The organism is Kitasatospora sp. GP82, assembly GCF_029892105.1.
GTDB lineage: Bacteria > Actinomycetota > Actinomycetes > Streptomycetales > Streptomycetaceae > Kitasatospora.
In genome coordinates, this window is the sequence record NZ_JARZAJ010000006.1 from 38,102 (window position 1) to 62,276 (window position 24,175).

A 24,175-nucleotide genomic window follows, 5' to 3' on the forward strand; every position below is an offset into this window, starting at 1 on the left:
GGTGGCAGCGGAGCTGCGGCGACCGACGACAACGCAGTCCGGACGAGAGCTATCGGCACGCGACGCCGCGGGCCGTGTCGCCGGTCGGTCCTGCCTCGGCCGGCTGCTCGGCCCGGTAGTCCCAGTGGGTGTGCTCGCGGGCGGCCCAGCCCGGATCGACCCGGCCGGTACGCAAACCGCGCCGGGCCTCCGGATCCTTCGCCGCCTGGCGCAGGTGCCCCACGACCGCGACCACGATCGCCACGGTCAGCCAGTCGTGCACAAAGGTGGCGCCGGTCCGCCAGAGCAGCGGAGCGAGACGGGTGAACCACATCAGCAGCCCGGTGCCCACCATCACCAGCACCGCCCCGGCCGTCCACGCCGCGTAGAGCTTCTGCCCGGCGTTGAACTTGCCCGCCGGACGGCGGTACGAGCGGCGGCGCACCGCGCGCAGCCACTCCCGGTCGTACGGGGCAAACCGGTTCAGCCTGGACAGATCGCCGCGCAGCGCCCGCGAGGCCAGACCCAGCAGCAGCGGCACCGGCAGCAGCACCCCGCACCACACGTGCAGCGTCACCACGAGCCTGCGACGGCCGACCAGTTCGGCGAGCGGCGGGTAGTAGAGGCAGCCGGCGGTGGCCAGGCAGACCAGCATCAGCCCGGCGGTCGCCCAGTGCACCCAGCGTTCTGCCCGGGTGAAGCGCAGCACCGGGCGACGGTCAGCCGGTCGGGGCGTCGTCGCGCCCGTTGGAGCGGCCGACCCAGGCATCGACGTCATATCCGAAGTGCTCCCAGTAGCCGGGTTGGACGGTGGAGGTGAGGGTGATCGAGTCGAGCCACTTCGCCGACTTGTAGAAGTACATCGGCGCGACGTACAGCCGGACCGGCCCGCCGTGCTCGTGGCCGAGCGGCTGGTCCTTCATCCGCAGGGCCACCAGCACGTCCTCGCGCCGGGCCTGATCCAACGTCAGACTCTCGCTGTAGCTGCCGTCGAAGCAGCCGAAACTGACGGCGGTCGCCTCCGGACGCACCCCGGCGGCCTGTAGCAGATCCGCGAGCGGGACGCCCTCGAACGGCGTCCCAGGCACCCGCCAGCCGGTGACGCACTGCACGTCGTGCACGATCCTGCGCTGGCGCATCGCCTGGAGGTCGGCCAGCCGATAGGTGGCCGGGCGGTCGACCAGGCCGCCGATGGCGAGGGTGTAGTCGGCCGCCGTCCTTGCCGGGACCGTGCCGGCCACCGAGTAGTAGCGAAATCCCCCGCCACCCGGCAGCAGGCCGCTCAGCCCGGTCGGGTCCTTGCTGGTCACACCCTCGACCGCCCGTTGGAGGTACGGCCCGGCGGCCACCCCGGCCGCGCCGAGGCCGAGCATGCCGAGCACCACCCGGCGGCCGACCGGTGGGCCGTCCTGGTGGCCCGGGGAATCACCTGGGCCGGCTCTCATGGCGTGGCTCTCTCTGCGTTCACGTCGCCATTCGAGCAGGCCGGGGACGCGCTGCCCAGGCCCGGGGCCCGGACGTCAGGGTTTCGTCATCTTCTGCCACGGATAGGGTGGCGGGCATGGCTTCCTCCCGTACACCGGCGGTGGCGGACCACCACGCCGACGACGAACACGCCACGGCCGGGCGCCCGGCCGCCGGGCGTTCCGTCGGCGAGCGCTCGACCAGCGGGCGCTCGACCGGCGGGCGGGCTCCGCGGCGCAGACTGAGCGTGGACGAGCGGCGGGAGCAGCTGATCGCGGTCGCACTGGACCTCTTCAGCAAGTACCCGCCGGAGGACGTGTCCATCGACGACATCGCGGCGGCGGCAGGCGCCTCACGGCCGCTGGTGTACCACTACTTCCCCGGGAAGCAGGCGCTGTACGAGGAGTCGCTGCGGCGGGCCGGACAGGAGCTGGCCGGACGCTTCGAGGAACACGCGCAGGGTCCGCTCTCGGAGCGGCTGTACCGGGTGATGGGCCGCTACCTGGACTTCGTCGACAGCCACGGCCCCGGGTTCGCCGCCCTGCTGCGCGGTGGTTCGGTGGCGGCCAGCCCGGGAACGACGGCCGTCATCGACGACGTCCGGCGCGCCGCGCACGACCAGATCCTGCTGCACCTGGCCGTCGCCGAGCCCAGCGCGGGCCTGCGGCGGACGGTCCGGGCGTGGATCGCCAACGCCGAGATCACCTCGCTGGAGTGGCTGGCCGAACGGGCCGTGCCGCGCGAGGATCTCCAAATCCAGCTGGTCCAGGAGTTCGTGGCCGCGCTGACCCTGACCGCCGCACGCGAACCCGCCCTCGCGCTGGAACTGGCGGACTTCTTCGCCGCCGAACGCCCCGACGGCCCCACCGGCCGCCTCGTCCGCGAGCTGGCCGCCCTCCTCACCGTCCCCGGCCTGGCCAGCCAACTCACTCGCCTCGCCACCCCTTGACCGTCCCACCTCCCGCCCCGCCATCTCCCTCGACCCCCGCCCCGGGCCCGCCCCAGGCCCCTCCACGGCCCCGTTCCGCCCACCTCCTCCACGTCCCTGTCCCGGAGTGTCAGCGGTTTCTGATAGAAAGTGGACGGAATTTCGGCTTTTGGGTGAGGGGGGCTTCAGCGCCATGATTCAGGACGACTTCGCCGGCGCGGAGCAGATCGGAGCCACGCTCGACGTGCTGGCCGCGGCCCTGCTCGACGGGCGGGCCACTCACTACCCGGTCGCCTCGTTGACCGGTTTCCGCCGCGACGCCCACCAGTCCGCCTCCGCGCTCTTCGGCCTGCGCCTGAGCCCCAACGGCCCGGGCACCCTGACGGTCCGTGGCCTCGGCACGGTAGTCGCGGGCAGCACCGCCGACCCGTCCGCACCGGACGCCGCCGTCGCCGCCGAACTGCTCTCCCGCTTCGGCGGCGGCGCCGTCCGGGGAGTCTTCGCCTCCGCCCACGGCCTCGACGCCGGGCAGTTCCAGCTGCCGGTCGGCGCGGACCGCACCGACGACGAGAAGCTCCGCCCGTCCTTCCCCGCCGTCCTCGCCGAACTGGCCGCCGACCGGCAGACGGTGGCGCCCGAGGAGCTGTCCACCGGTTCGGGTGTCGAGATACGCCTGGTGGTTCCCTCCGTCTTCCACGCGCTCGCCGTCCGGGGGGCCACGCCGGCCCGTACCGCCCAGCTCGCGGAGGTCGCGGAGGAGATCTTCGCCGGCGGCGACCTCCGTACCCGCAAGGAGTGGGCGGTGCTGACGGGCGCCCTCGCCCAGCCGCTCGGCACCGCCGGAGTGCTGTTCGCGGGGGTCGCCGCGCTGCGCGTCTCGGAGCGGCCGAGCCATGCCTCGCTGGTCGTCTCGCTGACACACCGTCCGGTCCAGGTCTCCGAACTCGCCACCCAGCTCGCCGACTCCCGCCCGCACGCGGAGGTGTGGACGGTCCTGCTGCCCTCCGGCCCGGCGGCCGTCCTGGTCGAGGGGCGGACGTCCCCGGTTCCGCCGGCCCTGTCGAGCGACGGACAGCCGTACCGGACGTCCAGCTCGGTGGCACAGGCTTTCGTACCGCTGCCGGACGGCGCCTCCGTGCTGGCCGTTCAGCTCTCCGTCGCACAGCCGGAGGACTGGGAGCTGTACATGGCGGCTTTCGCCGATGTCCTGAAGAGCATCCAGCTCGGTTGGGACGGCGTGTACGGCGCCCAACTGCCCATCCCCGTCCAGACCCAGTCCCCCACCGACCCGTACGCCGCCGCCGCACCGGCAGTCCCGGCTCCCACCGACCCGTACGCCGCCGCCGCACAGACCGCCCCCGCGACGGACCCGTACACCGCTGCCCCGGCGCAGTCGCAGTCGCAGTCGCCCCAGCCTGTGATTCCGCCGCAGCCGACCAGCGCCCCGCCGATCCCGTCCGCTCCGCCGGTTCCGCCAGCCGCTCCTGCCGCTCCGCCGGTGGCCGTGTCGGTTGCGGCAGCCGAGCAGTCTGCGCCGAAGGGCACACCCGTCACGGTGCCGCCGGCGGACTTCAACCCCTTCGCGCCGCCCTCGGCCTCGGTCCCGGCCCAGTCGGCTGCGCCGGCCGAGGAGGCACGGCCGCTCAAGGGGACGCCCGTCCAGGTACCCCCGGCCGACTTCAACCCCTTCGCACCCCCGGCCCCGTCCGCTGCCGCACCGGCGGCCGCGGCTCCTGCCCCGGGCAAGGGGACGGCCGTCCAGGTGCCGCCGGCGGACTTCGACCCCTTCGCGCCCCCGGCCCCGTCCACCGCTCCGGCCGCCAACGCCTCGGCCCCGGGCAAGGGGACGCCCGTCCAGGTGCCCCCGGCCGACTTCAACCCCTTCGGCACACCGGCCTCACCCGCCCCGGTGCCCGCTGCCCCGGCTGCCGCACCGGCTCCGCAGCCGGCGCAGTCGGCCGACCCGTTCGGGACGGTGATGAACAACGAGCCGACGGACCCGTTCGGGACGGTGACGACCGGTTCGTCGCCCGCCCGTGCCGCCGCTGCGCCCGCCCCGGCTCCCACCTTCGCCGCGCCCCCGCCGCCGTCGGCCCCGCCCACGGTCCCGGCTCCCGGCAAGGGAACGCCTGTCCACGTGCCTCCGGCCGACTTCAACCCCTTCGCGCCCCCGGCCCCGTCCACCGCTCCGGCCGCCGAGGCACCCGCCGCCACCGAGGCACCCGCCCCGGGCAAGGGGACGCCCGTCCAGGTACCCCCGGCCGACTTCAACCCCTTCGCGCCCCCGGCCCCGTCCACCGCTCCGGCCGCCAACGCCCCGGCACCGGCCACCCCGGAGCCCCCTGCCAACTACCCCTTCGGCTGAGCCACCCCCGGGGGTGGCCGAACACGGCCACCCCCGGATAGTCAAGGACATCGGCAACGGGCTGGAGCAGCCCGGCAGTTCAGGCGCGGCGCGCCAGGTGCACCACATCGGGCACACCGCGCAGCACCGGGATCTCCAGCGTGTGCACCTCGGCGAATCCGGCGGTCCGCAGCGCCTCCTCGAAGGCGGCGGACTGCTGTGCGCTCCACACCGCCAGCACCCCGCCGGGCGCCAGCCGCCGCCGGGCGGCGGCCAGTCCGGCGGGACCGTAGAGGCCGAGGTTGGAGTCGGTGACCGTCCAGTCCGGGCCGTTGTCGATGTCCAGGCAGAGCGCGTCGTAGGTCTCGCCCTCGGCGCGCAGGTACTCGACCAGATCGGTGTGGAGCACGGCCACCCGAGGGTCGTCCAGGGCGTGTTCGGAGAACGCGGCCAGCGGGCCCGAGCGGTGCCAGCCGATGATGGCGCCCTCCCGCTCGGCCACGGCGATCCGGCCCCAGCGCGGCTCGGCGGCGGCGTAGGCGAGCGAGAAACCCACGCCCAGACCGCCGATCAGCACCGAGGGGCGCTCGGCGGACAGCTCGTCCAGCGCCGCCTGGATCAGCAGCCGCTCGGAGCGTCCGTCGGCGGTGTCCATCAGGAAGCACCCGTTGGCGATGATCTCGAAGTGCTCGCCGCGTCGCCGCAGCGCCACTTCGCCGTACGGCCCCTCGCACCGGTGGAGCGTGACGGGAGCGTCCAGTCCGTCCCGGTCGGGCAGTACAGACATCGTCGTCCTCACAGTGCGTGGTGGTCGGCGGCAACCCACCCACTCTATGACACCCGCCCGACCGTCCTCCGCCCCATCACAGCCACCTGCCAGGCAAATCCGCAGAGCCCCACGCACACTGCATCGCCGACGTCCACGGAGACCGGCCCCAGACCCTCCGGTCTTATGCAGTGAGCAGCACGCCCGCGTACGAAACGCCGGCGACCACCGCCCAGGAGGCGAGCCCGAGTGCCGCGACCCGTCCGCCGGTTCGGGCCAGGGTGGGCAGGTGGACGGCGCTGCCGAGGCCGAACAGAGCGGCCGCGAGCAGCAGTTCCTGTCCGTTCTGGGCCAGCGTCAGCACGGCCGTCGGGACGTCCACCACACTGCGCAGCACGATCATGGCGAGGAAGCCGAGGACGAACAGCGGCACCAGCGGCGGCCGTTTGCCAACCGCCCTGCCCTCGGCCCGAGCCGCCGAGCCACGCCGCCGGACGATCGCCAGCGCCACCCCGGCGGTCAGCGGCGCCAGCAGTACCACCCGCATCAGCTTGACCAGGACGGCTTCGCGCAGCGCGTCCGCCCCGCCGGTCTGCGCGGTGGCGACCACCTGGCCGACGTCGTGCACACTCGCGCCGACCCAGCGTCCGAACTCGGCGCCGGCGAGCCCCAACGGGTGCTGCAGCAGCGGCAGTACCGCGATCGCCAGGGTTCCGCAGAGCGTGACCAGGGCGACCGAGGTGGCGACATCCTCCTCGTCGCTCTCCGCGACCTGGCTGACCGCGCCGATCGCCGAGGCGCCGCAGATCGAATAGCCGGTGGCGATCAGCAGCGGCTGATCGCCGCGCAGTCCGAGCTTGCGGCCCAGCCAGAGAGTGCCGAAGAAGGTCGCGGTGACCACGGCGAGGACCATCGCGACGGTGGCCCAGCCGAGGCCGAGTACGTCGCCGATGCTGAGTTTGAGGCCGAGCAGCACGATTCCGGCGCGCATCAACCGGCGTCCGGCGAGGGAGAGTCCGGGCCTGGCTGCGCCGCGGACCAGTGCGCGCAGCCCGGGGACGTGTGCGGCGGCCACCCCGAGGACGACGGCGGCGGTCAGCCTCGGGATGGCGGGGACCAGCTGGTGCACGGCCCAGGCTGCGGCCACGCCGAGGGCGGCGAGGGCCAGTCCTGGGCCGTTGCGCCGGAACGCGGGCCGGAAGGCGGGCGGTGCGGCGGGGCGTGCGACGGTTCGGAGGGTCAGTGCCACGGGTCCGCTCACACCTCGTCTGCGGGCAGGCGGTAGACCCGGCGGACGCTGCTGCCGAGCCTGGAGATGTCCGCGCCGTAGACGTGCAGGGAGATCGCGGTGGCGGTGCCGCAGTTCTGCACCCGGTGGATGTCGCCGGGCGGGGCGAAGCCGCAGACCGCGCCGAGCGGGTTGGTGACGTCCTCGGTGGCGATCAGCCGGGCGGCGCGGCCGTCGGAGACCAGACGGTAGCGGCGCTCGCTCTCCATCCCTTGGTGGACTCCGGTGGCGCACCAGGAGACGTGGTCGTGGATGGAGGTGTGCTGGCCGGGCAGCCAGACCAGGGCGACCAGGGAGAAGCTGCCGTCCGCCTCGGCGTGGATCAGGTGCTGGCGGTAGCGGTCGGGGTCGCCGAGCTGCTGCTCGGGGGTGAGCAGGTCGGGGGCGCCGAGGTGCGGCGCGAGCTGCTCACCGATGAGGTATGCGGTCAGGTCCGGGGGGAGGCCGCGGTCGACGACCTCGCGCAGCGCGCCGATCAGGCGGTGCATACGCTGTGTGCGCCGCTCGGCGCCCAGGGTGGCGGAAGTTGTCATGCTTGCAGCGTCGGCCCGACCCACCTATCACGTCCAACGACAGTTCTTTGGCGATATGCCAACGTCCGCTTATGGGTGGGCGGGCGAAGAGATCGGCTCCGACGGCTCGCAGCCCGTGCCTCAGCAGCCCACGCGCACGGCGGCCGCCCTGCGCAGCTCGTCCAGCACCAGCGCTGTGGCCGGCATCCGCAGGTGCTCGCGCAGCAGGTACGCGGAGACCTGGCGGCGCAGATGGGGTTCGACCAGGCGGCCGGTGACCTTGCGGTGGCACATGAAGGAGAGCACCAGTGCGGGCATCAGGGCGATCCCGACCCCGGCCGCGACCAGACTCTGCACGGCGAGGTTGTCGTCGGTGGAGAACACCACGTCCGGGGCGAAGCCCTCGTCGGAACAGACCTGGAGCAGATTGGCCCGACAGCGCGGACAGCCGGCTATCCAGCGCTCGGCACCGAGGTCGGCCAGGCGTACCGCGTGCCGGCGGGCGAGCTGGTGGCCGACCGGGAGCACCACGGTGAGCTGATCCTCCATCAGCGGGACTTCGACCAGCTCGGGCGGGGTCTCGGCACGTGATCCCGGGTAGCTGAAGGAGAGCGCGATATCGCACTCTCCGCGCAGCAGACGCTGCACGGACTCGGGCGGCTCGGCCTCCAGCAACTCGACCCGCACGCCCGGGTGTTCCGCGAGCAGCCGGGCCATCGCCTCGGGGATCAGGGTCGCGTTGGCGCTGGGGAAGGCGCAGACGCGGACCCGTCCGGCGCGCAGTCTGGCGAGCGCGCCGAGTTGCTGCTCGGCAGCTGCCATACTGCCGAGGATGACCTCGGCATGCCGGGCGAGGGCTTCGCCGGCCTCGGTGAGCCGCAGTCCGCGCCCCGCGCGGGTGAACAGCGGGACGCCGACATCCCTCTCCAGCGCCTTCATCTGCTGGGTGATGGCAGGCTGGGTGTAACCGAGGGCGCGGGCGGCGGCGGAGTAGGAGCCGCTGCTGACGACCTGGTGGAAGGTCCTGATGTGCCGTGAGTCGAACACCCCTGAATCATAAGCAGATTTTGGGTCGGCCGAGCAATATCCCTTCGGCCCCTTTGATGTCCGGGGGTCTCCCGCCTGCTACTGCGCCTCCGGCGGCAGTCCCATCACCACTCCGGCCTTGGCGATGGGGGCGCCGCCCCTGACCTTCGGGCTGCGCCGCCCGCGCTTCTCCACCCAGCGGGCCAGCCAGGAGAGCAGCAGACACATCCCGATGTACACCGGCACGATGACGATCACCACCGGGATGAACGGCAGGTCGTAGTCGAGGTTGGTGGCGATCAGCTTCCCGGCGTGCAGGAACTCCTCGTAGGTGATCAGGAAGCCGAGCGAGGTGTCCTTGAGCGCCACCACCAGCTGGCTGATGATGGTCGGCAGCATCGCCCGGTTGGCCTGCGGCACCAGGATGTACGTCATCACCTGGGTCTTTCGCAGCCCGAGCGCGAACGCGGCCTCGCGCTGCCCCTTGGGTACGGCGAGCACGCCCGCGCGGAAGACCTCGGCGAGCACCGAGCCGTTGTAGAGGGTCAGCCCGGCGACCAGCGCCCACAGCGGCTGCACCTTCATGGCGACGAAGATGAAGAAGATCATCACCAGTAGCGGCATGGCCCGGAAGAACTCCACCACCAGCGTGGAGAACCAGCGCACCGCCCGGTGGTCGGAGAGCCTTCCGGCGGCGAACAGCGCACCGAAGGGCAGCGCGAAGACCACCGTCCAGGCAAAGGCCCTCAGGGTGTTGCCGAGTCCGCGCAGCAGCAGGTCCTGAACACCCCGGTACTCGAAGGGCATCCACTTCTGGTAGGTGAACTGGTGGGTGTGGAAGAGCATGTACACCACCCAGCCGATCAGGGCGGCGATCACCAGCAGCGCGAGGCCGCCGTAGAGCCGGTGGCGGGCCAGCGCCTTGGGGCCGGGGACGTCGTACAGCGCGGAGCTGGTGGTCATCGCGACACCGCCGCCCGTCGTTCGAGGAGGTTGAAGATGGCGCTGATCGCCAGGGTGATGATCAGATAGCCGACCGCGATCCAGACGAAGGTCCACAGGATGCTGTAGCCGAGCTCGTTGATGGTGCGATAGGTCCCGAGCAGCTCGACCACGCTGAACGAACCGGCGATCGCCGTGTTCTTCGCCAGCGCGATCATCACACTGCCAATCGGCGCCACCACCGACCGGTACGCCTGCGGCAGCACCACCGTGCCCAGCGTCTGACCGAAGGTCATCCCCAGACTGCGCGCCGCCTCCCCCTGCCCGGAGGGAACGGTGTTGATACCCGAGCGCAGCGCCTCGCAGACGAAGGCCGAGGTGTAGCAGCCGAGCGCCAGCACCGCGAAGGTGAAGAACGGCAGCACGATGTCGAAGCGCGGCAGTCCCAGCACCACCACGAAGAACAGCAGCGTCAGCGGAGTGTTGCGCAGGACGGTCACCCAGCCGGTGCCGAAGGCCCGCAGCGGCCGCACCGGGGAGACCCGGAAGGAGGCCGTCAGCACACCGAGCAGCAGTGCCAGCACCGCGCTGACCACCGTGAGTTCGAGCGTGCCGAGGAACCCGTGCCAGTAGATCGAGAAGTTGTCGGTCAGGACTTTCATACCGGGCCGGCCCTCCTCAGTACCGGTCGATCGGCGGCGGGGTGGGCGCAGGCACCCCGGACAGGCCGAGCGTGGCGTCGTACGCCTTCTTCCAGTCACCGTTCTGCTCGTGCCGCGCGAGCGCATCGTCGATGGCGAGGCGCAGCACCTTGTCGTCCTTCGGCGTACCGATGCCGTACGGCTCGGTGGAGAACGGCTGCCCGGCCATCTTCAGCTCGTCCGGGGCCTTGGCCGCATAGCCCTGCAGGATCGCGTTGTCGGTGGTCACCGCATCCACCTGATCGGTGATCAGATTGTCGACACAGGCGGAGTAGGTGTCGTACGACACCAGATGGGCCTTCGGGTACTTCTGCTCGATCCGCTGGTACGGCGTCGAGCCGCCGGCCGAGCAGACCTTCTTGCCGTCCAGGTCCTGCGGGCCGTGGATGCTGTTGTCGTTCTTGCGCACCAGCAGGCTCTGCCCGGCGATGAAGTACGGTCCGGCGAAGCCGACCAGCTTCTTGCGGTTGTCGTTGATGGTGTAGGTGCCGACGTAGTAGTCGACCTGGCCGTTCTGCAGCGCGGTCTCGCGGTTGGCCGAGGCGATGGTCTTGAACTCGATCTGGCCGGGCCCGAAGCCGAGATCGGCGGCGACCATCTTGGCGATCTCGATGTCGAAGCCGGAGTACTGGCCGGTGGCCGGGTTCTTCTGCCCTAGGTAGGGCTGGTCCTCCTTGACGCCGATCACCAACCGCCCCCGCGCACGCGCCCGGTCGAGGGTGGGGGAACCCTGGATCCCGGAGGCGTTCTGCACCTGGTAAGTGGGCAGTGCACCGGGCTGCGGGCCCTTCGGCGGCGGGGTGCCGGGCTTGCCGCAGGCGGCCAGCAGGACAAGGGAGGCCAGCAGCAGGGGCAGACGCTTCATCGGAGCATCCCCTCAGTGCTTCAGGATCTTGGAGAGGAAGTCCTTCGCCCGCTCCGTGCTGGGCGAACCGAAGAACTCCTCCGGCGGACGGTCCTCCAGGATCCGGCCGTCGGCCATGAAGACGACCCGGTTGGCGGAGGCCCGCGCAAAGCCCATCTCATGGGTGACGACCACCATCGTCATACCCTCGCGCGCCAGTTGGCGCATCACGTCCAGGACCTCGTTGATCATCTCGGGGTCGAGGGCCGAGGTCGGCTCGTCGAACAGCAGCGCCTTCGGGTCCATCGCCAGCGCACGCGCGATCGCCACCCGCTGCTGCTGACCGCCGGAGAGCTGCGCCGGGTACTTGTCGGCCTGGGAGGCCAGGCCGACCCGGTCCAGCAGGTCGCGGGCCTTCCGCTCGGCCTCCTCCTTGCCGCGCTTACGGACCTTCAGCGGAGCGAGCGTCACATTCTGCAGCACGGTCTTGTGCGCAAAGAGGTTGAAGGACTGGAAGACCATCCCGACCTCGGCACGCAGCATGGCCAGGCCCCTGCCCTCCTCGGGAAGCGGGACGCCGTCGATGGTGATGGTGCCGGACTCCACCGGCTCAAGCCGGTTGATCGCCCGGCACAGCGTGGACTTGCCGGACCCGGACGGGCCGATCACCACCACCACTTCACCGCGTCCGACGGTGAGGTCGATGTCCTGCAGTACGTGCAGCTGGCCGTAGTGCTTGTTGACGCCGCTCAGTTCGATCAGCGGTGTGAAACCTGCGGTGCTCATATTGCGGGAACCCTCCCGGGGCTCGGGACGGCTACTTGCCGCGTCGGCCCTTGGCCAGCCAGCCGAGTGCGCCGCCGGCGACAAGGGTCGCCAGCAGGGCGATCCAGAGCGGGGCGGTCACGGTGAACACCCAGAACTGGATCTTCACCTTGTCCAGATTGGCGAACAGGAACCAGATCGCCAGGATCACGATCACACCGATCGCGATCACCCGGGTCGGGATACCCGCGATCTCGCCCCTGCCCCGGCTGCCGGGGGATGAGGAACCGCCTGAAGTCTTGGCCACGGACGCAGTCTGCGCCGCGACTACACCATCTCCGCAGCCCACGCCGCCCGTGATACCCCGCCTGGCCCACCCCGTGCACCCACCCGGGTGCACAGCGCCCCAGGGGCGCGGGGCTGTGCTTGATCAACTGCCGGCACGACCGCCCCTGGGTAGTGCAGGGCCAACGGTCCGGACAGCGCCCTACCCCTCGTCCCGCCAGGAGCGCCAGAGCGCCGCGTACGGTCCACCGGCCGCCACCAGCTCGGGGTGACTGCCGTACTCGCTGATCCGGCCCTGCTCGACCACCGCGATCACGTCCGCGTCGTGCGCGGTGTGCAGCCGGTGGGCGATCGCGATCACTGTACGGCCCTCCAGCACCCGGGAGAGCGAGCGCTCCAGGTGCCGGGCCGCGCGCGGATCGAGCAGTGAGGTGGCCTCGTCCAGCACCAGGGTGTGCGGGTCCGCCAGCACCAGCCGGGCCAGCGCCAGCTGCTGGGCCTGCGGAGGTGTCAGCACCATGCCGCCCGAGCCGACCTCGGTGTCCAGGCCCTCTGGCAGGGCCGCCGCCCAGTCCTGCGCGTCCACCGCCGCGAGGGCGGCGTGCAGTTCGGTGTCGTCGGCCCCCGGGCGGGCGAGGCGGAGGTTGTCACGCAGGGTGCCGACGAAGACGTGGTGCTCCTGGTTGACCAGCGCGACCTGGGCCCTGACCCGCTCGGCGGGCATCCTGGCCAGCGACGCCCCGCCGAGGGTGACGCTGCCCCGGCCGGGGGCGTAGATCCCGGCCAGCAGTCGGCCGAGCGTGGACTTCCCCGCGCCCGAGGGACCGACCAGGGCGACCCGGCTGCCGGGCGCCACGTCCAGGCTGATGCCGTGCAGCACGTCCGCGCCCTCCCGGTAGCCGAACCTGACCTCGGCGGCCGAGACCTGCCGGCCCACCGGGTGCGCGTCCTCGTCCGTCTCCGGATCCGTGACCTCGCGGACACCGACCAACCGGGCCAAGGATGCCTGGCCGACCTGGAGTTCGTCGTACCAGCGGAGGATCAGATCGACCGGGTTGGTCAGCGCCTGGGCGTAGAGCACTCCGGCGGTCAACTGGCCGATGCCGATCCAGCCCTGGACGGTGTAGACACCACCGAGGGTGAGGGTGGCCAGCACCGCCAGCGCATAGGTGGCGTCCACACTCGGGAACCACATGGTGCGCAGCCACATGGTGTACCGCTCCCAGGCCAGCCATTCGCCGATCTTGCGGTCCGTCAGCCGGACCCTGGCCTCGCCCAGGCGCAGCGCCTCGACGGTACGCCCGGCGTCCACCGTCTCGGCGAGCACGGTGTTGACCGCGGCGTACCCGGCCGCCTCGGAGCGGTAGGACTGCGGAGCACGGCGGAAGTACCAGCGGGAGGTGGCCAGCAGCAGTGGCAGGCCGACGATCGCGGTGACGGCGAGCAGCGGCGAGGTGAGCACCAGGGCACCGAGTACCAGCACCACCGAGACCAGGGCGACGGCCAGTTCGGGCACCGCCTCGCGGACCGACTTGGCGAGCCGGTCCACGTCGGTGGTGCCCCGGGAGACCAGGTCGCCCGTCCCCGCCCGCTCCAGCACACCGGGCGGCAGCGCGACCGAGCGGACCAGGAAGTCCTCCCGCAGATCGGCCAGCACCTCCTCGCCGAGTACCCCGCCGCGCAGCCGGGAGAAGCCGATGAAGACGGACTGGACGAGGAGCGCCAGCAGATACCAGCCGATGGCGGCCAGGATCCGGCCCTGGGCCGTCCCGGCGTTGAGCTCCTGCACCAGCGAACCGAGGACCCACGGGCCGACCAGGCCCGCGACGGTGGCGACGGAGTGCAGGACGATCACGGCGGCGAAGCCCGAGCGGTGCCGCCGGGCGAGCAGCCGTACATAGGAGCGGACGGTGGCCGCGGAGGCGACCGGCAGCATGCCGGCCGGCCCGTGCTCCTGACCGACGGGGGGCTTCATACCTTCTCCTTGACGGGGGTCGGCCCATCGGCGGCAGGCCGTTCGGCCGGACTGAGCGGATCGGCCGGGCCGGGCAGATCGGCCGGTTCGGTGTCGCGGGTGACGACGGACCGGTACTGCCGGTCGGTGTGCAGGAGTTCGCGATGGGTGCCGGCCGCGGCGACCCGGCCCTCGTGGACCAGCAGGACGGTGTCCGCCTGATCGAGCAGCAGTGGGCTGGTCGCGAAGAGCACCGTGGTACGGCCACCGCGCAGCTCCCGCAGCCCGGCGGCGATCCGCGACTCGGTGTGGGCGTCCACCGCACTGGTGGGCTCGTCCAGGACCAGTACCGCCGGGTCCGCGACCAACGAGCGGGCCAGGGCGAGCCGTTGACGCTGACCGCCGGAGAGGGAACGTCCCTTCTCGGTGATCCGCGCCCGCATCGCATCTCCTTCGCACTCGGGCGAGCCTTCGACCAGGGCGTCCAGTACATCCTCCGCGCGGGCGGCGGCGAGCGCCTGGCCCGGGGTGACCCGCCCGGACGCGGGCACCTCGAACAGCTCGGCGAGGGTGCCGGAGAGCAGCGTCGGCTCCTTGTCGTGGACCAGCACCGCTGCTCGCACCTCGGCCAGCGGTACCTCCTCCAGCGGGATGCCGCCGAGGCGTACGGAGGGCTCGGGCTGCTCGTCCTCGGCCAGCGGGACGTGACCGCCGAGCCGTGCGGCCAGTCGGCCCGCGATGTCCGGATCGCCGCAGACCACGGCGGTGATCCGCCCGGCGCGGGCGGTGAGGCCGGTGACCGGGTCGTGCAGGTCGCTGCGCTCGGGGCGGGTGAGAGTGGCGACGAGGGCCTCGCCGTCCGCCGTGCGGCTCAGCCCGAGCACCTGGGTCGCCCGCTCGGCGGAGACCCGGGCGACGCTCCAGGCGTGTGCGGCCTCGCCGAGGATCCGCAGCGGGGCGGCGAGGAAGGCCATCGCCCCGTACACGGCGATCAGTTCACCGACACCGATCTGCCCGCGTACCGCGAGCTCGGCCCCGTACCAGGTGGTGCCGGCCACGAACAGGCCCGGAAGCAGCACCTGTTGGGCCTGCATCAGCGAATGGACCCTGGCGGTGCGGACGGCGGCGCCGCGTACCTCCTGCGAGGCGAGGCGGTACCGCTCGAGGAAGAGCTCCTCGCCGCCGATGCCGCGCAGCACGCGCAGCCCGGCCACGGTGTCGGCGGCCAGCTCGGTCGCTCTGCCGCCCAGCGTGCGCTGCCTGCTGTAGCGGCGCTCCAGGGGCGCCAGCAGCGGCCAGACGGAGGCGGCGAGAGCCGGGACACCGAGCAGGACGGCGAGGCCGAGCACCGGTTGGCGAACCGCCACGACCACGCTGACGCCGAGCCAGACCGCCACGGCGGCCCGCACCCGGGCGTTCAGCTCGACGTACCAGCCGATCCGCTCCACATCACTGCTGCTGACGGCGACCATCTCGCCGGTGGCGATCCTGCGGGCAAGTCCGGCGCCGAGCCGGGACGCCTGGCGGGCCAGCAGTTGGCGCAGCTGGGCGGCGGCGGTGATCCAGTTCCACACCGCCTGGCGGTGCAGCAGGACACCGCCGACCGACTGGAGAGCGGCGAGGCCGAGTGCGAGGGCGCCGGCACGCCAGACACCGGCGGTGTCGCCCCGGGCCGCGGCCTGGATGCCCAGGCCCAGCGCCGCAGGGAGGGCGGCCTGGCAGGCCAGTTCCAGAACCGCCCAGCAGGTGGCGAGCAGTTGGCCGCGCCGCTGGCTGCGCTGCATCCAGCGCAGGAAGGCGGGCGGTGAGCTGAGATCGGGACTGCCGGGATCGGGCATCGGCAGAGGTCTGAGCGGCATGACGCTCCGTTACAGGGTGGTACGGGCAGGAAGCTCTGGCACGCGGCCCAGGTCGTGGGCGCGGCGGGGCCGCCCGGCGCGGTGCGCGGGCCAGGGCGGACAGGGGTGACGGCGGAGTGCTGGTCATCAGGACGTCATGGGCACCGAGCGTGCCGCTCATGTGTGACGTGCGCAACAGGTTTTCCGGCGCGAGCCTCCGGCGCCGGGGCCACAGAGCGTCAACAATGGTCCAGATTCATCATTTCTGGTGAATCATTGGATATCTGGGAACAATGCCACCGATTCTGGGGTTGCTCCCCACCGGCACTATCCGACGGACCGGAGGGCACCCCTTCCAGTGAGCACCATTCCCAGCGTCACCCTGAACAACGGCGTCCAGATCCCGCAGCTCGGCTTCGGTGTCTGGCAGGTCCCGGACGCCGAGGCGGCGATCGCCGTCCGCACCGCGATCGAGGCCGGCTACCGCAGCATCGACACCGCCGCGATCTACGAGAACGAGGCCGGCACCGGCCAGGCGATCGCGACGGCCGGCGTGCCGCGCGAGGAGCTGTTCATCACCACCAAGCTGTGGAACTCGGGCACCAAGGACTGGTCCGGCCAGCAGGGCCAGGACGCCGTGCTCCGCGCCTTCGACGAGTCGCTGGCCAAGCTCGGCCTCGACTACATCGACCTGTACCTGATCCACTGGCCGCGCCCGATGCACGGCACCTTCCTCAACATCTGGAAGGCGTTCGAGAAGCTGTACGCCGAGGGCCGGGTCAAGGCCGTCGGTGTCTCCAACTTCGGCCCGCAGCAGCTGGATGCACTGCGCCAGGAGAGCTCGGTCGTGCCGGTGCTCAACCAGGTCGAGCTGCACCCGCACTTCCCGCAGCTCGAGCTGCGCGAGTACCACGCCGAGCACGGCATCGCGACCGAGGCGTGGAGCCCGCTGGGCCAGGGCAAGGCGCTGCTCACCGAGCCCGCCCTGGTGAAGATCGCCGAGAAGCACGGCCGCACGGTGGCCCAGGTGGTGCTCCGCTGGCACCTGCAGAGCGGCGTCATCGCGATCCCGAAGTCGGTCACCCCGTCCCGGATCGCGGAGAACATCGACGTCACCGGCTTCGAGCTGGACGCCGACGACCTGGCCGCCATCGCCGGTACGGCGACGGGTACGCGCCTGGGCCCGGACCCGCAGAGCTTCGACTGGAGCTGACACCGTCGGCCGCTGCCGGGTGACAGCAGACGAACGGCCGGTCACCGCCCTGACTTTGGGCGACCGGCCGTTCGTCACTGCTCTTCACTTGACTGTCCGCGACCTGGAGAGTCGGCAAATCGTTACTGCCACGGGCACTGCGCCGAATCGTTACAGCCTGGCGGCCTTGGCGATCAGCGCCAGCGCGGGCTCGTGCTCGTGCGCCTCCAGCGGGGAGAGCAGAAGTTCCTGCACCTCCCGCACCCCGGCCGCCGATCGGTGCAGCAGGTCCTGCCCGGCCGGCGAGAGCGAGAGCAGGTTGCGCCGCCCGTCCGAAGGGTCGCGCCGACGCAGCACCAGGCCGCGCCTGACCAGTCGGCTGACCATCTCGGCCATGGTCGCCTTGTCCAACGAGGCCAGCTCGCCGACGGTGCGCTGGTCGGCGCCGGGCTCGGTCTCCAGGGCGTCCAGCACCGCGTACTGAGGTGCCGTCAGTTCGGCTCCGACCTTGTCGGACCAGAGCTTGGTGTGCACCTGCTGGCTGACCCGGATCAGGTAGCCGATCGCCCGCTGGGCGTCCAGCATCGGCCGGGCGTCCGTCATGACCGCGACGGCGGCCGGCTCGAGCCGGGCTATCTTCGCCATCACCCGGACGATCTCGATCTGCTCCTCGGTACTGAGCGGCTCGAAGAGCGTCCGCTGAACACGGACCACTCCGCCGGTGGCCTCGCGGACCGCCTGCGCGCCGTTCTGCGAGAGCGCCAGCAGCTTGCGGCGGCCGTCGGCCGGGTCGCGGCGGCGCAGCACCAGGCCGCGCCGCACCAGGCGGGCGACCATTTCGGCCATCGTGGCCTTGTCGAGCGAGGCCCGCTCGCCGACCGTTCGCTGGTCGGCTCCCGGCTCGAGTGCGAGTACGAGCAGCACGGCGAACTGCGGAGCCGTGAGCTCGGAACCGACGTACTCGGACCACAGGCGGGTGTGCACCTGCTGGGCCACGCGGATGAGGTGACCGGGCGACTGCTGAAGTCGCGCGGGCACACGGGTCGTCGGGATCTCCCCCAGCACCATGAAATCCGTCCCGATGTCACACCCGGCGTGTGTAGGACACCCGGGCGGGGCAGTAACGGCGAGTGAGCGTCCCGCTGTGAGGGTAGGCACGCCAGCCGTGCAGCCGGTGGCTGCTGGCGCACACTATACAAACGGTCGGCCCGCGCTGGCAGGCAGGGGCCAAGAGTAGACGCATGTTCGTCGAAGTTGGCATATTTCCGCAGCATGTCGCGGTCACGATTACCGGTTCGACCTATTGACCCCCACCGAGCCTCCTCACCCTCCGTCACCTGCGAATCTGCACTCTGGCCGGGAAGGCTACCCGCCGGTAGGGTGTGCGCGCAGCGCTCTCCTACACCACCCTTCCGGGCAGGGCCGCTCTCGGCAGCGACCGTGCCCGTCACCCCACCGAGAGAGACGAGTACGAGCATGACCGAGCAGAGCAGCACCCCCAGGGTCGCGGTCGTCACCGGCGCGGCACGCGGCATCGGCGCCGCGACCGCCGAGCGGCTGGCCGCCGACGGCTACGCGGTGGCCGTGGTCGACCTGGAGGAGTCGGCCGGCAAGGACACCGTGGACCGGATCGTCGCGGCGGGCGGCCGGGCGCTGGCGGTCGGGGCGGATGTCTCCGACGCCGAGCAGGTGCAGGCGGCCGTGGACCGGATCGCCGCCGAGCTGGGCGCACCGGTGGTGCTGGTGAACAACGCCGGGGTGCTCCGCGACAATCTGCTGTTCAAGATGTCCGAATCGGACTGGGACACCGTGATGAACGTCCACCTCAAGGGCGCCTTCCTGATGACCCGGGCCTGCCAGAAGCACATGGTGGACGCCGGTTTCGGCCGGATCGTCAACCTCTCGTCCTCCTCGGCACAGGGCAACCGCGGCCAGGCCAACTACTCTGCCGCCAAGGCCGGACTGCAGGGTTTCACCAAGACCCTGGCGATCGAGCTCGGGAAGTTCGGCATCACCGCCAACGCGGTGGCGCCCGGCTTCATCGCGACCGATATGACGGCTGCCACGGCCGCCCGGGTCGGTATGGAGTTCGAGGCGTTCAAGCAGGCCGCCGCCTCCCAGATCCCGGTCAACCGGGTCGGCGTCCCCGAGGACATCGCCAACACCATCTCCTTCCTCGCCGGTGCGGCGGCCGGTTTTGTCTCCGGTCAGGTGATCTACGTGGCGGGCGGGCCGCTCGACTGAGACCGACCGGTAGCAGGGAGCGCGACGCCGCGGGCCCCGTTTCCGGCCGGTCCAAGGCGCCGCACCGCCCGTTCGCCATGCGCGCGGGGCCGTGCGGGAGGAGACTCAGGGGTCAGAAGCTGCATTCCACGGGAGGCACCAGATGACGAACGAGCCCACCGACAGCGACTCCCGCCCGACGCCGGACCGCCTCCTCCACACGGGTGCCGAGCACCCGGTGGATCCGGAGGACCTGGTCATGGCCTCGGGCCGCACCCCCACCCCGGAGCTCATCGAGAGGGCCCGACAGGACCTGGAGAAGTACGGCGCCGCCGCCGTCGAACGCCTGATGCCCTGAGTCCTTCCAGCCACGCCCAGGCCCCCGCATCCGTGCGGGGGCCTGAGTGCGTTTCCGGCCATTCTCGGGGTGTGGTCAACCGGGAGGCTTTGCGCTATACCTGCTCATCAGTGTTCGTTCTTGCATGATGAGGGGTTCATATGCGCAGAACTTTGCAACACTCCTGGCGGATCCGTCCCGTCGGCCTGGCCCTCGCGGCCGCGCTCGCCCTCGGCACCGGCTCGCTCTCCCCAGCCCTCACCACGAAGGCGGCCGCCGCCGCGGTCACCGGATCGGCCGGCGCGGTCACCGGATTCGCCGCGAAGGGCCCCGTCTACACCATCTCCGCAGGCAGCGCCAAGGCCCGGGTCAGCTTCGTCTCCGACCAGGTCTTCCGGATCGAGCTGGCGCCCAACGGGCAGTTCACCGACCCGGTCGGCTCGGACGTCGTCCTGCCGCAGGGCGCCCCGCCCGCCACCAGGTGGCACGACGCGGGCGACCGGTACGAACTGTCCACCGGCAGGATCACCCTGCGGGTCTACAAATCCGCTCTGCGCTTCGCGCTCTACCGGGCCGACGGCAGCAGGGTCTGGGAGGAGACCAAGCCGCTGTCCTGGGACGGCAAGGCCACCACCCAGACCCTGGCCAGGGGCGCGAACGAGCAGTACTTCGGCGCCGGCGAGCAGAACGGCTCCTTCTCGCACCGGGGCAAGACCGTCCAGATCGGCGTGGACTACAACTGGAACGAGGGAGGCCACCCCAACTCCGTCCCCTTCTACCTCTCCTCGGCCGGTTACGGCGTCTACCGCAACACCTACGCCCCCGGCACCTACGCCTTCAACGACCCGGTCACCACCACCGAGCAGGAACTGCGCTTCGACGCGTACTACTTCGCCGGGCCGAACATGAAGGACGTCATCGGCCAGTACACCTCGCTCACCGGCAAGCCCTTCCTGCCGCCGGTCTACGGCCTGGAGATGGGCGACTCCGACTGCTATCTGCACAACGCCAACCGGGGCGAACGCCACACCCTGGACGCGTTGAAGATCGCCGACGACTATGCGAAGAACGACATCCCCAACGGCTGGATGCTGGTCAACGACGGCTACGGCTGCGGCTACGAGAACCTCGCCCAGACCGCCCAGGGCCTGGCACAGCGCAAGATGCAGCTCGGCCTGTGGACCGAGAACGGCCTCGGCCAGCTCGCCGACCAGGTCAAGGCCGGGCAACGGGTGGCCAAGCTGGACGTGGCCTGGGTCGGCGACGGCTACAAGTTCGCCCTCGACGGATGCAAGGCCGCCTACCAGGGCATCGAGGACAACAGCGATGCCCGCGGCTTCACCTGGGCACCCGAGAGCTGGTCCGGCGCGCAGCGCTGCGGAGTGCAGTGGAGCGGCGACCAGTCCGGCAGTTGGGACTACATCCGCTGGCAGATCCCGACCTACGCCGGCTCCACCATGTCGGGCATGGCGTACAACACGGGCGATGTGGACGGCATCTTCGGCGGCAGCCCGCAGACCTACACCCGCGACCTGCAGTGGAAGTCCTTCCTCCCCGCGATCATGTCGATGGACGGCTGGGCGCCCAGCGACAAGCAGCCCTACCGTTCCGGTGAGCCGTACACCTCCATCAACCGCAAGTACCTGAAGCTCAAGGAGTCGCTGCTGCCGTACATGTACAGCTACGCGGCCGAGGCGAGCCGGACCGGCGTCGGTCCGGTGCGGCCGCTGGCGCTGGAGTACCCGGACGACCCGGTGACGGCCACCGATGCGGTCAAGTACGAATTCCTCAGCGGCCAGGACTTCCTGGTGGCCCCCGTCTACTCCGACACCTCGGTACGCGACGGCATCTACCTGCCCAAGGGCACCTGGGTCGACTACTGGTCGGGGCGCACCTACCAGGGCCCGGCCACCGTCAACGGCTACAGTGCACCGCTCGACACCCTGCCGCTGTTCGTCAAGGCCGGTGCCACGGTGCCGATGTGGCCCGGCATCAGCTCGTACCAGGACCGCACCGCCTCCTCCCCGCTGGCCTGGGACATCTACCCGCAGGGGCACAGCAGCTTCAGCCTCTACGAGGACGACGGCGTCACCCGGCAGTACCGGCAGGGCCGGTACGCCACCCAGCGGGCTGAGGTGAGTGCCCCGAACTCGGGTGCCGGCCAGGTCCGGATCGACCTCTCGGCGAGCACCGGGGACTTCACGGGCAAGCAGGCCGCCCGGCCGTACCTGTTCACCGTCCACAGCTCCACCGCGCCCGGCAGGGTGACGCTCGGCGGACGGGCGCTGCCGAAGCTGACGGGCAGGGCCGCCTTCGACGCGGCCACCGAGGGCTGGTGGTACGACGCCGCCGACCGGGGCGGCGTGGTCCAGGTGAAGACGGCTGCGCTCGCCACCTCGTCCGCCTTCCGGCTGGTGCTCGACGGCGCGAGCGCGGTGGGCAGCCAGGCGGGCCCGAGCGGCGACGTCTGGGCGAGCGACCTGCCCTGGACGAACGAGGTGAACGGCTGGGGCCCGGCCGAGCGCGACCGCAGCAACGGCGAGACGGGCCCGGCCGACGGCCACCCGATCACCCTGAAGGGCACCGTCTACCCGAAGGGGATCGGCGTGCACGCCGACTCGGACATCGAGATCGCCACCGGCGGACGCTGCTCGGCCCTCAGCGCCGTGGTCGGTATCGACGACGAGATCAATGGCTACGGTTCGGTGACGTTCTCGGTGGTCGCCGACGGCCGGACACTGTGGACCTCGCCCGTTCTGACCGGTCGGTCGGCAGCCCTCCCGGTCACCGTCCCACTCGGCACAGCCGACCGCGTACACCTCGAAGTCACCGCGGCCGACAGCAAGACCGGTGACCACGCGGACTGGGCGGCGGCCAAGTTCCACTGCGCCTGACCTGCCGATCCGCCCGACCGGAATCGCTCCGTCCATGAACCGGCGCCCGTCCCCGCAGGTCCCCCACCCTGCGGGGGCGGGCGCCTCCCCGTGCTCGAACCTCCTGCGGCGGCGCACGGGAGCACGCCGGGAGTGATTGCTCACTCCTGGGTGGTCGTTGTTGGCACCGGGCAAGACTGCCCAGGTCGAACGGGTAGTGTCGAAGCCGTGCAAGCTCAGATCGAACCGTCCGGCCACCGGACCGACCCCCCCGAGGACGGGGGATCCGCCGAGGCAGGGTGGCCACCGATGAGCCGCCTGCATGCGATCGCCTTCGGGCTGACCGGGCTCGCGTACCTGCTGATCGTGGTCGCGGTGATCCTGAACACCAAGCTCGTCGACTTCGACTGGGCCCTCAAGCAGCTCAGACCGTACAAGCGCTGGCCCGACGTCGAGCCCCTGCTGAACGTGTGGATCATCGCCGGTCAGCGCGGGCCCTCCGCGATCATCGCCTGCGCCTGGCTGGGTCTGCGCTGCTTCCGGCGAAGAACGCTCCGACCGCTGCTGGTGGTGGGGGCGGCACTGCTGCTGCTCAACATCACGGTCGGCGGCGTGAAGATCGTGACGGGCCGGCTCGGGCCGCACTACGCGCACTACATCGGCTCACCCGAACTGTTCTCCGGAGGAACGATCTTCCCCTCCGGGCACACCGCCAACGCCGTGGTGACCTGGGGCGTGCTGGCCTACCTCGCCGACCGCTGGCGGCGCACCGGTGCGGTGCTCGCCGGCCTGACGGCCTTCTCCATCGGGCTGACCACCGTCTATCTGGGCACCCACTGGATCTCGGACGTCCTCGCCGGCTGGGCAGCGGGCGCACTGGTCCTCCTGGCGATGCCCCTGTTCGAACCAATGATCGCAGCCGTGGACGACCGGATCACCGGCCTCTGGCGCGACAGCCGTTAGCCCCCGGCCGGCTCTGCGCCCCCCAGAGGTGCCGCTCTCCCCACGGTCGCCGGACGTACGCTGGAATCGTAGACCGGCCATGCGGGACTGGCGGGTGGAGGCGATCAGGAATGCGTCCGGCAAAGACCCCACGGCGATGGCGCAGCGGCACCGAGCCCGCCACCGCGCGCAGCGACCTCAAGCTGCGTTTTCTGCTGTCCGTCACCTTCACCCCGTTCTTCGCCCTGCTCACCGCACTGTTCGCCGTCTGGGCGGCTCACACCTCCGCCGCTGCCGCGCCGAGCAGCGGTACGCTGACCGCCTTCGCCGTCTTCTGCGGCGTCCTCACCCTGCTGGCGTCGATCGACCTGTGGGTGGTGATCCGTCGCCGTCGGACGGAGCTGTGACGGACCGTCAGAGCACACCGGATCAGGTCACAAGATCATTACGAATCCGGTGCGCGCGTCGCGCACATGACATCCTGGCCCGATGCGCCTCCGATCCCTGGCACCGGCCCTCGCCGCCGCAGCGCTCGCCCTGACCGCCTGCAGCAGCAGCGGCTCCAGCACCGCCGCTCCCGCGGCCGCCTCCTCGCCCGCAGCCGACAGCTCGTCGGCGCAGCCGGGTTCGGGCAGTTCTGCCCCGGCGGCCGACGCGTCCGCTCCCGCCAAGCCCGCTGCGCCGAGCGATGCGGGCCTGCCGCCGAAGCCGGACAGCGCGACGGTGACCAAGCTGGTCGCGGCTCTGGACGCCATCGACCCGGACATCGTCTCCGGCCGGCCCGACCAGGCCGTGGACCGTGCGCGGAGCCAGTGCCAGGCGATCTACAACTTCCCCAAGGACAAGGCGAAGTTGATCGACCTGACCAACCAGCGCTTCACCTCGTCCAAGCACCCCGACGGTTTCGGCGCCGAGAAGGCGGAGAAGATCCTCGCCGCCGTCCAGGCCGACGTGTGCCCCAGGTAGCCCCGG

General features: G+C 71.4%; 23 protein-coding genes. 9 read left to right on the forward strand and 14 right to left on the reverse strand.

The features are described from left to right. Positions 1-49: 49 nt before the first annotated feature. Both P3T39_RS08000 and P3T39_RS08005 read right to left on the reverse strand, forming a co-directional pair. Entirely contained in the window at positions 50-748 is a 699-nt protein-coding gene (locus tag P3T39_RS08000; protein WP_280696841.1) for a cytochrome b/b6 domain-containing protein, read from the reverse strand. Next, a complete protein-coding gene (locus tag P3T39_RS08005) occupies positions 699-1,424 on the reverse strand; it encodes a molybdopterin-dependent oxidoreductase (protein WP_280696665.1) in 726 nt (241 codons plus the stop codon). The genes P3T39_RS08000 and P3T39_RS08005 overlap by 50 nt, the downstream gene beginning before the upstream one ends. A 116-nt stretch (positions 1,425-1,540) precedes the next feature. Between P3T39_RS08005 and P3T39_RS08010 the strand changes: the two genes are divergently transcribed. Beyond that, positions 1,541-2,392: a TetR/AcrR family transcriptional regulator gene (locus tag P3T39_RS08010; RefSeq protein WP_280696666.1), complete on the forward strand. Its 852-nt coding sequence runs from the start codon at positions 1,541-1,543 to the stop codon at positions 2,390-2,392. Positions 2,393-2,564: 172 nt separating this feature from the next. Beyond that, positions 2,565-4,736: a hypothetical protein gene (locus P3T39_RS08015; protein WP_280696667.1), complete on the forward strand. Its 2,172-nt coding sequence runs from the start codon at positions 2,565-2,567 to the stop codon at positions 4,734-4,736. Between the two features lie 79 nt (positions 4,737-4,815). Here P3T39_RS08015 and P3T39_RS08020 read toward each other — a convergent pair whose 3' ends face one another. The 11 genes from P3T39_RS08020 to P3T39_RS08070 form a co-directional block, all read right to left on the reverse strand. Next, positions 4,816-5,502, reverse strand: a complete 687-nt coding sequence (locus P3T39_RS08020) for a spermidine synthase (RefSeq protein ID WP_280696668.1) — start codon at positions 5,500-5,502, stop codon at positions 4,816-4,818. 163 nt (positions 5,503-5,665) lie between these two features. Then, positions 5,666-6,649 (reverse strand): putative sulfate exporter family transporter, encoded by a 984-nt coding sequence (locus P3T39_RS08025; RefSeq protein WP_280696842.1) that lies wholly within the window; start codon positions 6,647-6,649, stop codon positions 5,666-5,668. An 89-nt stretch (positions 6,650-6,738) separates the two neighbouring features. Then, positions 6,739-7,302 carry a cysteine dioxygenase family protein gene (locus P3T39_RS08030; RefSeq protein WP_280696669.1) on the reverse strand — a complete coding sequence of 188 codons (564 nt, stop codon included), beginning with the start codon at positions 7,300-7,302 and terminating at the stop codon, positions 6,739-6,741. 120 nt (positions 7,303-7,422) lie between these two features. After that, positions 7,423-8,328 (reverse strand): LysR family transcriptional regulator, encoded by a 906-nt coding sequence (locus P3T39_RS08035; protein ID WP_280696670.1) that lies wholly within the window; start codon positions 8,326-8,328, stop codon positions 7,423-7,425. Positions 8,329-8,406: 78 nt separating this feature from the next. Then, positions 8,407-9,270: an amino acid ABC transporter permease gene (locus tag P3T39_RS08040; RefSeq protein WP_280696671.1), complete on the reverse strand. Its 864-nt coding sequence runs from the start codon at positions 9,268-9,270 to the stop codon at positions 8,407-8,409. Continuing rightward, positions 9,267-9,911, reverse strand: a complete 645-nt coding sequence (locus P3T39_RS08045; protein ID WP_280696672.1) for an amino acid ABC transporter permease — start codon at positions 9,909-9,911, stop codon at positions 9,267-9,269. The genes P3T39_RS08040 and P3T39_RS08045 overlap by 4 nt, the downstream gene beginning before the upstream one ends. A gap of 16 nt (positions 9,912-9,927) precedes the next feature. Further along, positions 9,928-10,815, reverse strand: a complete 888-nt coding sequence (locus tag P3T39_RS08050; protein ID WP_280696673.1) for a glutamate ABC transporter substrate-binding protein — start codon at positions 10,813-10,815, stop codon at positions 9,928-9,930. Positions 10,816-10,827: 12 nt separating this feature from the next. Further along, positions 10,828-11,580 carry an amino acid ABC transporter ATP-binding protein gene (locus P3T39_RS08055; protein WP_280696674.1) on the reverse strand — a complete coding sequence of 251 codons (753 nt, stop codon included), beginning with the start codon at positions 11,578-11,580 and terminating at the stop codon, positions 10,828-10,830. 31 nt (positions 11,581-11,611) lie between these two features. Beyond that, positions 11,612-11,866, reverse strand: coding sequence for a LapA family protein (locus P3T39_RS08060; protein ID WP_280696675.1), 255 nt, complete (start codon positions 11,864-11,866; stop codon positions 11,612-11,614). A gap of 180 nt (positions 11,867-12,046) precedes the next feature. Further along, positions 12,047-13,819 carry an ABC transporter ATP-binding protein gene (locus P3T39_RS08065; protein WP_280696676.1) on the reverse strand — a complete coding sequence of 591 codons (1,773 nt, stop codon included), beginning with the start codon at positions 13,817-13,819 and terminating at the stop codon, positions 12,047-12,049. Next, entirely contained in the window at positions 13,816-15,657 is a 1,842-nt protein-coding gene (locus P3T39_RS08070; protein ID WP_280696677.1) for an ABC transporter ATP-binding protein, read from the reverse strand. The genes P3T39_RS08065 and P3T39_RS08070 overlap by 4 nt, the downstream gene beginning before the upstream one ends. A gap of 337 nt (positions 15,658-15,994) precedes the next feature. Between P3T39_RS08070 and P3T39_RS08075 the strand changes: the two genes are divergently transcribed. Next, positions 15,995-16,849, forward strand: a complete 855-nt coding sequence (locus tag P3T39_RS08075; protein ID WP_280696678.1) for an aldo/keto reductase — start codon at positions 15,995-15,997, stop codon at positions 16,847-16,849. 150 nt (positions 16,850-16,999) lie between these two features. Here P3T39_RS08075 and P3T39_RS08080 read toward each other — a convergent pair whose 3' ends face one another. Then, the gene (locus tag P3T39_RS08080) at positions 17,000-17,824 is read right to left on the reverse strand and encodes a MarR family winged helix-turn-helix transcriptional regulator (protein WP_280696679.1); all 825 of its coding nucleotides are present in this window, start codon (positions 17,822-17,824) and stop codon (positions 17,000-17,002) included. A 480-nt stretch (positions 17,825-18,304) separates the two neighbouring features. Between P3T39_RS08080 and fabG the strand changes: the two genes are divergently transcribed. The 6 genes from fabG to P3T39_RS08110 all read left to right on the forward strand — a co-directional run bounded on the left by fabG (position 18,305) and on the right by P3T39_RS08110 (position 24,169). Continuing rightward, positions 18,305-19,072: a 3-oxoacyl-ACP reductase FabG gene (gene fabG / locus P3T39_RS08085; RefSeq protein WP_280696680.1), complete on the forward strand. Its 768-nt coding sequence runs from the start codon at positions 18,305-18,307 to the stop codon at positions 19,070-19,072. A 142-nt stretch (positions 19,073-19,214) separates the two neighbouring features. Further along, positions 19,215-19,409, forward strand: a complete 195-nt coding sequence (locus P3T39_RS08090) for a hypothetical protein (RefSeq protein WP_280696681.1) — start codon at positions 19,215-19,217, stop codon at positions 19,407-19,409. A 140-nt stretch (positions 19,410-19,549) separates the two neighbouring features. After that, on the forward strand, positions 19,550-22,282 hold the full coding sequence (locus P3T39_RS08095) for an NPCBM/NEW2 domain-containing protein (RefSeq protein ID WP_280696682.1): 2,733 nt from the start codon (positions 19,550-19,552) through the stop codon (positions 22,280-22,282). A 288-nt stretch (positions 22,283-22,570) separates the two neighbouring features. Further along, complete coding sequence (locus tag P3T39_RS08100) at positions 22,571-23,224, forward strand: phosphatase PAP2 family protein (RefSeq protein ID WP_348534317.1); 654 nt, start codon at positions 22,571-22,573, stop codon at positions 23,222-23,224. A 110-nt stretch (positions 23,225-23,334) separates the two neighbouring features. Beyond that, positions 23,335-23,610 (forward strand): DUF6343 family protein, encoded by a 276-nt coding sequence (locus tag P3T39_RS08105; protein ID WP_280696683.1) that lies wholly within the window; start codon positions 23,335-23,337, stop codon positions 23,608-23,610. A gap of 82 nt (positions 23,611-23,692) precedes the next feature. Continuing rightward, positions 23,693-24,169 (forward strand): hypothetical protein, encoded by a 477-nt coding sequence (locus P3T39_RS08110; RefSeq protein WP_280696684.1) that lies wholly within the window; start codon positions 23,693-23,695, stop codon positions 24,167-24,169. The last annotated feature ends 6 nt before the right edge of the window (positions 24,170-24,175 follow it).